The 12,086-nt window shown below is 39.4% G+C and carries 14 protein-coding genes; 8 read left to right on the forward strand and 6 right to left on the reverse strand.

The features are described 5' to 3' along the window. The first annotated feature begins 61 nt into the window (after positions 1-61). Positions 62-2,347 carry a phosphoribosylformylglycinamidine synthase subunit PurL gene (purL, locus tag C7H19_RS05275; RefSeq protein WP_106455844.1) on the forward strand — a complete coding sequence of 762 codons (2,286 nt, stop codon included), beginning with the start codon at positions 62-64 and terminating at the stop codon, positions 2,345-2,347. Between the two features lie 8 nt (positions 2,348-2,355). Here the strand turns inward: purL and C7H19_RS25520 are convergent, their stop codons facing one another. Then, positions 2,356-2,517 carry a hypothetical protein gene (locus C7H19_RS25520; protein WP_181280535.1) on the reverse strand — a complete coding sequence of 54 codons (162 nt, stop codon included), beginning with the start codon at positions 2,515-2,517 and terminating at the stop codon, positions 2,356-2,358. 70 nt (positions 2,518-2,587) lie between these two features. Between C7H19_RS25520 and C7H19_RS05280 the strand changes: the two genes are divergently transcribed. Continuing rightward, on the forward strand, positions 2,588-3,868 hold the full coding sequence (locus C7H19_RS05280; protein ID WP_106455845.1) for an FAD-binding oxidoreductase: 1,281 nt from the start codon (positions 2,588-2,590) through the stop codon (positions 3,866-3,868). Here the strand turns inward: C7H19_RS05280 and C7H19_RS05285 are convergent. Both C7H19_RS05285 and recR read right to left on the reverse strand, forming a co-directional pair. Next, positions 3,865-4,155 carry a DUF3593 domain-containing protein gene (locus tag C7H19_RS05285; RefSeq protein ID WP_106455846.1) on the reverse strand — a complete coding sequence of 97 codons (291 nt, stop codon included), beginning with the start codon at positions 4,153-4,155 and terminating at the stop codon, positions 3,865-3,867. The two genes, C7H19_RS05280 and C7H19_RS05285, sit on opposite strands and share 4 nt — an antisense overlap. A gap of 136 nt (positions 4,156-4,291) precedes the next feature. Next, on the reverse strand, positions 4,292-4,885 hold the full coding sequence (gene recR / locus C7H19_RS05290; RefSeq protein WP_106455847.1) for a recombination mediator RecR: 594 nt from the start codon (positions 4,883-4,885) through the stop codon (positions 4,292-4,294). Between the two features lie 174 nt (positions 4,886-5,059). On the opposite strand from recR, the gene C7H19_RS05295 reads away from it, so the two are divergent. Continuing rightward, the gene (locus C7H19_RS05295; protein ID WP_106455979.1) at positions 5,060-5,665 is read left to right on the forward strand and encodes a vWA domain-containing protein; all 606 of its coding nucleotides are present in this window, start codon (positions 5,060-5,062) and stop codon (positions 5,663-5,665) included. A 57-nt stretch (positions 5,666-5,722) separates the two neighbouring features. After that, positions 5,723-6,460, forward strand: coding sequence for a 2-C-methyl-D-erythritol 4-phosphate cytidylyltransferase (gene ispD, locus C7H19_RS05300; protein WP_106455848.1), 738 nt, complete (start codon positions 5,723-5,725; stop codon positions 6,458-6,460). Here the strand turns inward: ispD and C7H19_RS05305 are convergent. After that, a complete protein-coding gene (locus tag C7H19_RS05305; protein ID WP_106455849.1) occupies positions 6,455-7,072 on the reverse strand; it encodes a serine O-acetyltransferase in 618 nt (205 codons plus the stop codon). The genes ispD and C7H19_RS05305 overlap by 6 nt on opposite strands. 63 nt (positions 7,073-7,135) lie before the next feature. Here C7H19_RS05305 and C7H19_RS05310 point away from each other — a divergent pair, with 63 nt between their 5' ends. The 4 genes from C7H19_RS05310 to C7H19_RS05325 are packed head-to-tail and all read left to right on the forward strand — an operon-like array spanning position 7,136 to position 10,674. Continuing rightward, positions 7,136-8,134, forward strand: a complete 999-nt coding sequence (locus tag C7H19_RS05310; RefSeq protein ID WP_245927319.1) for a glycosyltransferase family 2 protein — start codon at positions 7,136-7,138, stop codon at positions 8,132-8,134. A 49-nt stretch (positions 8,135-8,183) separates the two neighbouring features. After that, positions 8,184-8,729, forward strand: a complete 546-nt coding sequence (gene rfbC, locus C7H19_RS05315; RefSeq protein WP_106455850.1) for a dTDP-4-dehydrorhamnose 3,5-epimerase — start codon at positions 8,184-8,186, stop codon at positions 8,727-8,729. Then, the gene (gene rfbD, locus C7H19_RS05320) at positions 8,726-9,595 is read left to right on the forward strand and encodes a dTDP-4-dehydrorhamnose reductase (RefSeq protein WP_106455851.1); all 870 of its coding nucleotides are present in this window, start codon (positions 8,726-8,728) and stop codon (positions 9,593-9,595) included. Before rfbC ends, rfbD begins: the two co-directional genes overlap by 4 nt. 5 nt (positions 9,596-9,600) lie before the next feature. After that, positions 9,601-10,674 (forward strand): glucose-1-phosphate thymidylyltransferase, encoded by a 1,074-nt coding sequence (locus tag C7H19_RS05325; protein WP_106455852.1) that lies wholly within the window; start codon positions 9,601-9,603, stop codon positions 10,672-10,674. Positions 10,675-10,693: 19 nt separating this feature from the next. Here the strand turns inward: C7H19_RS05325 and C7H19_RS26655 are convergent, their stop codons facing one another. Continuing rightward, entirely contained in the window at positions 10,694-11,026 is a 333-nt protein-coding gene (locus C7H19_RS26655; protein ID WP_245927321.1) for a hypothetical protein, read from the reverse strand. Positions 11,027-11,178: 152 nt separating this feature from the next. Then, a complete protein-coding gene (locus C7H19_RS05335; RefSeq protein ID WP_106455853.1) occupies positions 11,179-12,069 on the reverse strand; it encodes a succinate--CoA ligase subunit alpha in 891 nt (296 codons plus the stop codon). Positions 12,070-12,086 lie beyond the last annotated feature (17 nt).

Here is a 12,086-nt window from a genome sequence, read left to right on the forward strand (position 1 = left end):
CTCGGCTTTAGTAGAGAATCAGATACAATAATTTACGGTGTCTCCACAATAGAGTTATTTTATGTCTGCTCCTTTTTCCCCGCAAGAAATCGCCTCGGAAGGAATTAAACCCGAAGAATACGAAGAAATTGTGAGTCGTTTAGGTCGTCATCCAAACAAAGCAGAACTCGGAATGTTTGGTGTAATGTGGTCAGAACACTGCTGTTATAAAAATTCTCGACCTCTACTAAAACAGTTTCCCATAACAGGTGAACGCATTCTTGTCGGACCTGGAGAAAATGCCGGTGTAGTGGACTTAGGAAACGGACTCAGACTCGCTTTTAAAATCGAATCTCATAACCATCCGTCGGCAGTAGAACCGTTTCAAGGCGCAGCGACGGGCGTAGGAGGGATCTTAAGAGATATCTTTACGATGGGGGCGCGTCCTATTGCTATTCTAAATTCTTTGCGATTTGGAAACCTAGATGATGCCAGAAATCGCCGAATATTTACAGGTGTAGTCGAAGGTATTTCACACTATGGTAATTGTGTTGGGGTTCCAACTGTCGGAGGTGAAGTTTATTTCGATCCTGCTTATAGCGGAAATCCTTTAGTGAATGCGATGGCGTTAGGATTGATGGAAACCACCGAAATAGTTAAATCTGGGGCAAAAGGCATCGGAAACCCAGTATTATATGTCGGTTCCACGACGGGACGCGATGGCATGGGTGGTGCCAGCTTCGCCAGTGCAGAATTAACCGATCAATCTATGGATGATCGCCCAGCGGTTCAAGTTGGCGATCCATTCCTCGAAAAATCCTTAATTGAAGCCTGTTTAGAAGCGTTTAAAACAGGTGCAGTGGTAGCAGCGCAGGATATGGGGGCGGCGGGCATTACTTGTTCTACCTCGGAAATGGCAGCTAAAGGGGGTGTCGGAATAGAACTGGATCTAGATAAAATTCCAGTACGGGAAACGGGCATGATCCCCTATGAATACTTACTTTCAGAATCTCAAGAAAGAATGCTTTTTGTTGCCGAAAAAGGCAGAGAACAGGAATTAATCGAGATTTTCCATCGTTGGGGACTGCAAGCGGTGATCGCGGGAACTGTGATCGAAGAACCGATCGTCCGAATTTTATTTAAAGGCGAAATTGCCGCGAATATTCCAGCAACCGCTTTAGCCGATAATACTCCAATTTATCATCGAGAACTATTGACAGAATCCCCAACATATGCTATAGAGGCGGGGAAGTGGACAGAAGAAAATTTACCAGCTTGTACGGTTCAGGGGATTGATTCTAAGACTTGGAATGATATTTTACTACAAATATTAGACACACCAACGATCGCATCGAAACGCTGGGTTTATCGACAGTACGATCATCAGGTTCAAAATAATACAGTTATATTACCAGGTGGAGCAGATGCGGCAGTAATTCGCGTTCGTCCTATTGATGCCGATCCCCGTACTGCTACCATTGGTGTCGCTGCTACAACCGATTGTAATGGACGCTATGTTTATTTAGATCCTTATGAAGGGGCAAAAGCCGCCGTCGCCGAAGCCGCAAGAAACCTAAGCTGTGTGGGGGCAGAACCTTTAGCTGTTACTGATAATCTTAATTTCGGTAGCCCAGAAAACCCAGTTGGATACTGGCAACTTGCATCAGCTTGTCGGGGTATTGCCGATGGGTGTCGAGAAATGTCTACACCTGTAACTGGTGGTAATGTTTCTCTCTACAATGAAACTGTAGATTCTAATGGCAACCCACAACCCATTTATCCGACTCCAGTGATCGGAATGGTAGGATTAATTCCAGATATTACTAAAGTATGCGGTCAAGCGTGGCAAAATGAAGGAGATTTAATTTATCTACTCGGTTCTTCAGTTATTCCGACTTTGGGCGGTTCAGAATATATTAATACGATTCATAGTACGATTGCGGGAAAACCCCCGATTGTCGATTTTGAGATAGAACGTTTAGTACAAAAAGCCTGTCGTGAAGGCATTCGTCAAGGATGGATTAAATCAGCCCATGATTGCGCTGAAGGTGGAATTGCTGTTACTTTAGCCGAATGTTGTATCGGTAGTCATCTGGGCGCATCTGTAGAATTAGATCTAAAGACTCGTTTAGATACCTTACTTTTTGGTGAGTCTGCAAGTCGGATTATAGTATCGGTTAATCCCGAATTACAGTCAGTGTGGGAAAATTACCTTACGGAAAATCTAGGGCAAAACTGGAAGAAAATCGGTCAGGTTACGTTAAACAGTACCTTAAAAATATCATCAGAGCAAACATTAATCGATCTCAGTGTGACACAAATGCAAGATAACTGGACAAATGCGATCGCACGTCGTTTAGAACAGTAAAAGTAGCTTTATGACCTTTTTAGCGTTTTTTCTGGTGAATATTTGCTTTTTTCTTGCCATTTTTCGGCTAATGTGGTCAAGTTCTTACTACTTTCTCTCATCTTTTGTTCAGCAATCTTAGCAAGTTCTAGGAGTTCTAGGAGTTGATTTTCATCCAGTTGTTGAGTCATTGCAAATTCTCCAAACGTTTAAGAAAAAATAGTAAGCTGAGAGTACAGTGAACCTATCCGACAAAATCCCATGACTATTCAACTATCTTCACTTCTTGACACTGATGCAGAAATTATACCTTGGGAAAAAGTCGATTATAGCTGGATAGACATCGTTGAACAAGCAACCTTATCGGATACGCCCCCCAGTTATTTAATTTATCCGCAAACACAAGACGCTTTAGCCAAAGTTGTCGAGTATGCTAACAAACTTCAATGGTCGATTCTTCCCTGTGGCAATGGTAGTAAACTAAATTGGGGAGGATTAGTCAAAAATCCACAATTAGTAATTAGTACCCAACATCTCAATCGTATTATCGATCATGCCGTAGGTGATTTAACCGTTACCGTCGAAGCAGGTGTAACCCTTCAACAACTACAAACCCTCTTACAACCCCACTCACAATTTCTACCCTTAGATCCAGCTTATCCCGACACGGCAACATTAGGGGGAATCATGGCTACAGGAGATACAGGAAGTTGGCGACAACGCTACGGAGGGGTTAGAGATATGGTCTTAGGACTATCTTTTATACGATTTGATGGCAAAATCGCTAAAGGCGGTGGAAGAGTCGTTAAAAACGTCGCTGGCTACGACATGATGCGATTATTTACAGGTTCATACGGAACATTAGGTATTATTACTCAAATAACCTTTAGACTCTATCCGATACATGAAGCGTCTCAAACTCTCTTGATGACTGGAAAACCAGATGATATCTCTATTCTTGCCCAAACCCTACGTCAGTCTGGAATAACCCCAACCGCAGCCGAAATTTTATCATCTTCTTTGGTACAGTCTTTAGGTGAAGATGGAATGGGATTAATGCTTCGTTTTCAGAGTATACCCGAAAGTATTACCGAACAAATTAGACAAGTTAAGAAAATAGCGCAACCGTTAGATTTTAAAAGTACAATTTATGCGGATTTAGATGAAATTTCAATTTGGTCACAACTCCAAAAAAGTTTTAATACTTCTAATGCTGACGCAAAAATTGTTTGTAAAGTTGGAATTTTGCCCAGTTCATCCATTGAATTATTAACGAAATTAGAGCCATTCGGGTTAGGAATGGTTAATCTTGGCAGTGGGATAGGAAAATTAATAATTAGGAAAGAAGGGATTGAAAAAATGCGATCGCTTTGCCAAAATCATCAAGGATACCTCAGTATTTTAGAATCCCCAAAATCAATCAAGCAAACGATCGATCCTTGGGGATATAATGGCAATGCCTTAGACATGATGCAAAAACTTAAACAAAAATTTGATCCCAATCATCTATTTAGTCCTAACCGCTTTGTTGGAAAAATCTAACTTTTTTGTTTAGCTATAATTCCTTGTCTAAACCCCAAAACCACCAAAATATTAGAAAGAGTTAAAAATAATTCTGCACTACCATGTAACCAGTCTACATTTGCTAAATCCTTACCATAATGTACTTTTGCATAAATGCCCGCAGGAATCGTTACAGCAACAAAAATTAATAAAACATAAAAACCAACTAATGCTAAACGAGGTGTTTTCCCCGAATTTGTCATAAACCACAAAAAACCAATATAAGGGAACAAAGATAGAGCAAATAAAGTATTTTTAGATAGCATTAATTTCAAATATCCTTTTCATCTAATAAATCTTGAAAACTGTGGGGGTTTGGTCTCCAAACCCTTGAAAATTCCTTATTTCTTTCGCCATTTTTCTAACAAAATTTGTTCGTTAGTCATAATCATTGATCCTCAATTAATCTAATTCTCGCCTTCCTTCTAAAGCACGTGCTAAAGTGACTTCATCAGCATATTCTAAATCGCCACCCATCGGTAAACCAAAAGCAATACGAGTCACTTTCGTAAACGGTTTTAATAACCCTCCAACATAAAGTGTAGTCGTTTCACCTTCGACACTCGGACTAATGGCTAAAATAACTTCTTGAGTTTTTTCTTGGTTGACGCGCTGTACTAAAGATTGTACGTTCAATTGTTCTGGCCCGATACCATCCATTGGCGAAATAACACCCCCCAATACATGATATTTTCCCTTATATTCGCGGGTTTTTTCCAGAGCAATCACATCTCTAGAGTCAGCAACAACACAAATAACTTTATTTTCACGATTTTGATTACGACAAATTTCGCACACAGGTTCCGCAGACAGGTGGAAACAAACCTTACAGAACCCAACTTGTTTTTTAGCATCGATAATCGATTTAGCTAAAGCTTGTGCATCGGCATCCGATCGCTTTAGGATATGTAGAGCTAATCGTTGTGCAGTTTTTGGCCCAACACCAGGTAACTTTTGTAGTTGTTCGATTAAACGGGCAAGCGGTGGAGTATAAATAGGAAACCATCCTTATCAATTGTCCTTTAACTATCCTAACCCGTACCTGTGTACTCAAACAATTGTAAGAAAATTCGGGATTTTTGCCATAGTTTCCCGTTGTCCGTATTAGCCTATAGATAGACAGACAATAACAACAACAGAGGTTTAACGTCTATCATGCCGGAAAGTTCCATTGCACAAGATCGAGATTATACTCTGATCATTGACAAAAGTGGCAGTATGTCCACATCCGATCAACCTGGAGAAAAAACCCGTTGGGAGATCGCCCAAGAATCTACTCTTGCTTTGGCCAGAAAGTGTGAAGAAATCGATCCTGATGGCATTACGGTTTATCTTTTTTCGGGTCGGTTCAGACGTTATGATAATGTCACATCAGATAAAGTGTCCCAAGTCTATCAAGAAAATGAACCGATGGGACGAACCGATCTAGCAAGTGTTTTACAAGATGCTCTAGATAACTATTTTCAACGCAAAGTAGCAGGTCTGACTAAACCCAACGGAGAAACAATCTTAGTTATAACTGATGGTGAACCAGACGATCGCAAAGCGGTCATGCGACAAATTATAGAAGCATCCCGTCAGATCGAGCGAGATGATGAATTAGCCATTTCTTTGATCCAAGTAGGTAAAGATCGCAAAGCAACCGAGTTTTTACGCGCATTAGACGATCAACTCGAAACCGCAGGCGCGAAATTCGATATCGTAGATACGATCACCATTGATGAAATGGAAGATATGACCCTTGCTGAAGTCCTACTTAATGCAATCAAAGATTAATTGATTTACAAAAGAGTATGATAATCTAAGATCCAGACAGTGAAAGGATCTTAATCAATGTATCTACTGATTCCCGCAGCAGGAAAAGGAACACGAATGGGGAGCGATCGAAATAAACTATTACTCCCCCTTCTCGATCAACCGCTTTTATATTGGACATTATTAGCGGCCGCTACATCAAAAGAAATACAATGGATCGGCATCATCGGACAAAGCGAAGATTTTGCCGATTTTAAAACAATTATTGCCGATTTATCGCACCGCTCACAGGATTTGAAATCCTGTGATACGGCGTGCGACTGCCTTCCGCAGTCCCTGTCTAAACCCGTTGAATTGATCCTCGGTGGCACCACACGTCAAGAATCAGTTTATAAAGGTTTAAAAGCCCTTCCAACGTCAGCAGAACACGTTTTAATACACGATGGGGCAAGATGTTTAGCGACACCAGAATTATTCGATCGTTGTGCCGAAGCTTTAAAAACTTGTCAGGGTTTAATTGCGGCAATTCCCGTCAAAGATACGATTAAAATTGTTGATGAAAAAGGTTTTATTATTGATACTCCCGATAGAAATCAATTATGGGCGGCTCAAACTCCCCAAGGATTTGATGTAAAGTTATTAAAACAATCCCATGACAAAGGTCATCAGTTAGGTTGGGAAGTCACCGACGATGCTGCTTTGTTTGAAAAATGCGAGTTACCTGTAAAAATTGTTCCTGGAGAAGAGACGAATTTAAAGGTAACAACACCCGTTGATCTTGCTATTGCTGAATATATTTTACGTCAACGTTTATAATTTTTCTTTTACTTTAACTCCATCTCTTTTAATAATATAAGCAGGAATTCCCACGACAACACAGTTATCAGGAACATCTTTTACAACCACTGCATTAGCCCCAACTGTAACATTATCACCGATTTTAATATTACCTAAAACCTTTGCGCCCGCAGTAATTCTAACCTGATTGCCAATTTTCGGACGACCTGATTTATCTTTGTATCCGATCGTTACTTGTTGATTAATCCAGCAATTTTCCCCTAAATCTGCCATAATAATCGTACTAAAGCCATGCTGAATGAATAATCCAGGACCGATCGTACAAGATTTATCTAAAAATAAATAGGGGAATTCTCGATAAATTAATTTTAAAATATACATGGCTATTCGACCCGCAAGATTCCCGTGAAACAAGCGAAAATAATATAAATTTCGATATTCTTTGGCTTCTTTAAGTAAAGTGAGTAATTGAATTAAATCATCGGTTTTTTTGTGATCTAGATATTCTACCCATTTAGACACATCGGCTAAAATCAGCTTTTTTTCAGTGGTTAACCAAAAGGGAATGAGTAGGGGAGAAACCCAAAGAATTTGGAGAATAAATAGAATGGATCTAAAACCTTGTTTCATTTGAAGTAGACCAATTAGAGACAAAAGACTTGATTTTTGGTCAGATTGATTATAGTAGTAAGGATGTTATTGATTCAACCAACAACAAAAGGGATGAATTCTCTAAACCCAAACGATGTATCTTACTGGCCTACCGTATCGGTCATTGTTCCGATCTACAATGGTGAGGAAGATTTACCAGATTTACTCGACTGTTTAACCCAACAAACTTACCCCAAAGAAAAGACAGAGTATTTTTTAGTCGATAATAATTCAAGCGATCGCACGTCTGATATTTTAGCTATTGCGGTCGAAAAAGCCAACCATGAAGGACTTAAATTCTATCATCTAACGGAAAATCAGATACAAAGTTCTTATGCGGCCAGAAATGCAGGAATCAAAGCATCAAAAGGCGAAATTTTAGTATTTACTGATATGGACTGTCGTCCTTATCCGAATTGGGTCGAAGAAATAGTTAAACCTTTTACTAATCCATCAATTGGTATTGTAGCAGGAGAATTAATCGCTTTACCCGGTAATAGTTTACTAGAAAAATATGCAGAACGGGCAGAAATTATGGCCCAAAAGTTTCTTCTCGAACATCCTTTCTGTCCCTACGGACAAACGGCAAATCTCGCTATTCTTCGAGATATATTCAAAAAAGTAGGTATTTTTCGTCCTTATTTAACCACTGGAGGTGATGCGGATATTTGTTGGCGAATTCAACGAGAAACTCACTATAAAATAGAATACACCCCAAAAGCGATTATTCAACACCGACATCGATCGCATCTCAAGAGTTTTCAAAGTCAACTACGTCGCTATGGTTGTTCTAACCGCTATTTACATGAATTGTATGGGGTTAAGCTGATGCAAGAATGTACAACTCAAGATATCGTTTTAGGTGTGAGTCGTTGGATAGTCCAAGATATCCCGAAAAAGAGTATAAAATTACTTTTAGGTCGCGCTGATTGGATCGATCTGATCAGGACACCCATTGATTTAATTGGGTTTCAAGCTAGAAGTATTGGACAAAAAGAGGCTAAACTTCCCCAAAAAGCGAAACAGATTGAATGGTTGTAGCTTTGTGATAAACTACCATACAAAATCGGATCGAGCCATAAAATTATTTATGAAGGTTATTTCTACTGATATTCCTGACGTTTTAATTATTGAACCGCAAGTATACGGTGATGAACGAGGTTTCTTTTTTGAAAGTTTTAGCGTCAAAACTTTTAGAGAGAAAACAGGACTTGATGTAGAATTTGTACAAGATAATCACTCTCGTTCTCGTCAAAATGTCCTCAGAGGTTTACATTATCAAATTCAACAACCCCAAGGTAAATTAGTACGCGTCGTCAGGGGTGAGGTTTTTGATGTTGCAGTGGATCTTAGGGAAAGTTCCGCGACCTTTGGTAAATGGGTCTGTTGTACCTTAAGTGAGGAAAATAAACGACAATTTTGGATACCACCAGGTTTTGCTCATGGTTTTTTGGTTTTATCCGATTATGCCGACTTTTTGTATAAAACGACGAATTATTATGCACCAGAGTACGACAGAACTTTACTCTGGAATGACCCGACTATTGGGATTGATTGGCCAATTACAGGAGAAGCTATCCTATCAGAAAAAGATAAAATTGGTCAACCGTTAGAAAAAGCTGAAGTTTATATATGACGCGTATTTTATTAATTGGTTCACAGGGACAAGTCGGACAAGAATTACAACTTATTTTACCCCAAATAGGAGAAGTGATTGGCGTTGGACGCGATCGATTAGACTTATCTGATGGAGAGAAACTACGTCAGATTATTATTGAGGCTAAACCTGATTATCTCGTCAATGCTGCTGCTTATACCGCAGTAGATAAAGCTGAATCTGAACTCGAATTAGCTAACGCCATCAATGGAATTGCACCTCAAATTATGGCTACTGAAGCTAAAAAAATGGGTGCTACTTTCTTGCATATTTCGACGGATTATGTATTTGATGGACAGAAAAACACGCCTTATTTAGAAACTGACTCGACTAATCCATTAGGAGCTTATGGAAGTTCTAAACTATTAGGAGAAAATGCTATTCAAGAAGTAGGCGGAAATTCGATTATTTTAAGAACTGCCTGGGTTTATGGCACATCCGGCAAAGGTAATTTTGTCAAAACGATGTTACGAGTGGGCAAAGAAAGGGAACAATTAAAAGTAGTGGTCGATCAGGTTGGGAGTCCGACTTGGGCTAAAGATATTGCTGATGCGATCGCAAAATTATTAACCTCAAAAACAGCACCAGGCATTTATCATTTTACGAATAGTGGTGTCGTCAGTTGGTATGATTTTGCCGAGGCGATCTTCTCGGAAGCTAGACAAATTGGTTTTCCTCTTTGTGTTAAAGAAGTTTTTCCCATTACGACTGATCAATATCCCACACCAGCAAAACGCCCGGCATATTCTGTTTTATCAGGTCAAAAAATTACGCCGCTTTTAGGAACATATCCCCCCTATTGGCGAGACTCTCTTAAACAAATGCTGAAACAACTCTATAGGTAAGCATCATGAAAGCTTTGATTCTCTCTGGTGGTAAAGGTACTCGTTTACGTCCTCTCACTTATACAGGTGCAAAACAATTAGTACCTGTTGCAAATAAACCCATTTTGTGGTATGGAATAGAATCTCTAGTGGCAGCAGGAATTAGGGATATCGGGATTATTATTAGTCCAGAAACTGGGACAGAAATTCAAATTAAAACAGGAACTGGCGATCGCTTTGGAGCGAATATTACTTACATTCTCCAAGATCAGCCACTCGGTTTAGCCCATGCGGTGAAAATTGCTCAACCGTTTTTAGGCGATTCTCCGTTTGTTATGTATTTGGGCGATAACCTCATTCAAGACGATCTCAACCCGTTTTTAGACTCATTCAAGAATCAACAGCTTGAGGCTTTAATTTTATTACGTTCTGTGTCTAATCCGTCCGCTTTTGGAGTAGCCCAAGTTGATGAAAATGGTCGAGTTTTACAGTTAGTGGAAAAACCAAAAAATCCAATGTCTAATTTAGCTTTGGTGGGTATTTATTTCTTTTCGAGTGCGATTCATCATGCAATTTCTTGTATTCAACCTTCCGCTAGAGGAGAGTTAGAAATTACTGACGCAATTCAAGAATTAATTAATCAAAAGCAGTCTGTAGAAGCTTTACAATTACTTGGTTGGTGGTTAGATACAGGGAAAAAAGACGATTTACTCGAAGCAAATCGCATTATTTTAGATACTTGTTTAGTTAAAACAATTGATGGAGAAAAAGACGAGAAAAGTCAGATTATCGGACGAGTTGCGATCGGCAAAGGTTCTAAAATTATTAATAGCACGATTAGAGGACCGGTCGTCATTGGTGAAAATTGTCATATTGAAAATTGTTTTATCGGCCCTTATACCAGTGTCGCTGATCGGGTGACGCTTCAATCAACTGATGTAGAGCATAGTGTGATTTTAAAAGAAGCTCAAATTTTAGGTATTGACGATCGCATTATTGATAGTGTCATTGGACAACGGGCTAAACTTAGCTTAACGCCCCATCACCCAAAAGCAGTTCGGTTTATGATTGGAGATGATTCTCAAATAGAATTATATTAAGTTCAAAGCGAAAATGTGACTATGTTTGTTTAAGATCAGAAGGTGGTGTGAATCGGTTAAGGATTGCCAAAATCTCCTCACGCATCTGAGCTTGTTTTTCTTCGATTTTTGTCTGACGTTCGGCTAAAGCGGCTAATTGATGGTAATAATCGGCTTGTACTTCATAAAAAGAAGATTGAGCGGCGGCTATTCTTCCTAAATACTGATAAAGTTGTGCTTGTTCTCTGGCTTTTTCTTCTTTTTCTTTGGAACGTGCTTGACGATCAGCCGCTACAGCATCACTTAAAGCTTGAATCGATTTAGCAGATGACTCAACAATCTTTTCAAGTCGTTCTAATCTGTCTTCTGACATTTTTGGTAAACTCCTATTAGATCAAAGTGCCATGTAGAGACGCGCCATGGCACGTCTCTACCAATTAATTGTAGAGGATGGGAGACCTTACTGGGTAGAAAGGCCAAAACCCAACAGTAGAAAGACAAAACCCAAAAAGTGAATCAATTATACTAACTTGGCAAAACCAGCTTAACCCATTCTGGAATCTCACACACTCGATCGGCAATTTGTACTTCAGCGTCTTGAAAACGGCTCAAGATTTGTTGTTCTGGGCTAGGTTTAGCATCAATATAAGATAATTGATTGGCCATAATACTCATTGCATCATCAAATTTTTTGTCGATAGGTGTATGAAGTCCTGCCAAATAGACGATCACGGGTTTTTCGATGGTTGAGGCAATATACTCGGCTGCGCTAATTTCTGCACTTCCCGATGGATGTCCCACTAATACAATTACATCCGTTTCTTCATCTTCTTCTAAAATTTGTAACCATTGCTCAAAAGTAGACCCAATGAGACTATCTGTTCCTAAACTAACTGAAATCGATTGACCTAAACCTGCTTGGGATAAACGGAAGGCAATTTCATCGGTAAGACGATCGCTACGACTAATTAATCCTACTCGACCTGGAGTATAACAAAATGGTTCACTTGTTCCTAACCATACTTTACCCGGAACGATTAAACCTTGACTGCCTGAACCTAGTATAAAAGTATTAGTTTCTTGAGCTTTTTTGAGTAGCTTCACCATATCTAATGGGGGAACACCACCAGAAATCAGCACTAATTGTTTAATATTGGCTGTAATGGCTTCATAAGCTGCATCGATGACTTGATAGGGATCACCAAAAATCAAAGTTGTTTCAATGTCTCCAACTTGTGCGATCGCATCTTCAACTAAATCAAAAATGGGAATTTCATCGATCAATTGTCCACCACTTCCTACACCAATACCCGCCATAATATTTGTCCCATAGGCTTTCATGCGAGTCCCATAAGATGAACCCATTGGGGTGGTTATTCCTTGAATAAGAATTTTACTTTCTGGTGTCCATTTCATAAAATTTGGTTGATTTT

This window comes from Aphanothece hegewaldii CCALA 016 (assembly GCF_003007785.1).
In the GTDB taxonomy this organism is placed as follows: domain Bacteria; phylum Cyanobacteriota; class Cyanobacteriia; order Cyanobacteriales; family Microcystaceae; genus Chroococcus; species Chroococcus hegewaldii.

What these genes read in the sequence shown, in the direction of transcription:
- purL (WP_106455844.1), top strand. Translation starts at nt 62, where the DNA reads ATGTCTGCTCCTTTTTCCCCGCAAGAAATCGCCTCGGAAGGAATTAAA.
- C7H19_RS26655 (WP_245927321.1), bottom strand. Translation starts at nt 11,026, where the DNA reads ATGTCAGAAGACAGATTAGAACGACTTGAAAAGATTGTTGAGTCATCT.
- ispD (WP_106455848.1), top strand. Translation starts at nt 5,723, where the DNA reads ATGTATCTACTGATTCCCGCAGCAGGAAAAGGAACACGAATGGGGAGC.
- rfbD (WP_106455851.1), top strand. Translation starts at nt 8,726, where the DNA reads ATGACGCGTATTTTATTAATTGGTTCACAGGGACAAGTCGGACAAGAA.
- C7H19_RS05325 (WP_106455852.1), top strand. Translation starts at nt 9,601, where the DNA reads ATGAAAGCTTTGATTCTCTCTGGTGGTAAAGGTACTCGTTTACGTCCT.
- C7H19_RS05285 (WP_106455846.1), bottom strand. Translation starts at nt 4,155, where the DNA reads ATGCTATCTAAAAATACTTTATTTGCTCTATCTTTGTTCCCTTATATT.
- C7H19_RS05280 (WP_106455845.1), top strand. Translation starts at nt 2,588, where the DNA reads ATGACTATTCAACTATCTTCACTTCTTGACACTGATGCAGAAATTATA.
- rfbC (WP_106455850.1), top strand. Translation starts at nt 8,184, where the DNA reads ATGAAGGTTATTTCTACTGATATTCCTGACGTTTTAATTATTGAACCG.
- C7H19_RS05310 (WP_245927319.1), top strand. Translation starts at nt 7,136, where the DNA reads ATGTTATTGATTCAACCAACAACAAAAGGGATGAATTCTCTAAACCCA.
- C7H19_RS25520 (WP_181280535.1), bottom strand. Translation starts at nt 2,517, where the DNA reads ATGACTCAACAACTGGATGAAAATCAACTCCTAGAACTCCTAGAACTT.
- C7H19_RS05305 (WP_106455849.1), bottom strand. Translation starts at nt 7,072, where the DNA reads ATGAAACAAGGTTTTAGATCCATTCTATTTATTCTCCAAATTCTTTGG.
- C7H19_RS05335 (WP_106455853.1), bottom strand. Translation starts at nt 12,069, where the DNA reads ATGAAATGGACACCAGAAAGTAAAATTCTTATTCAAGGAATAACCACC.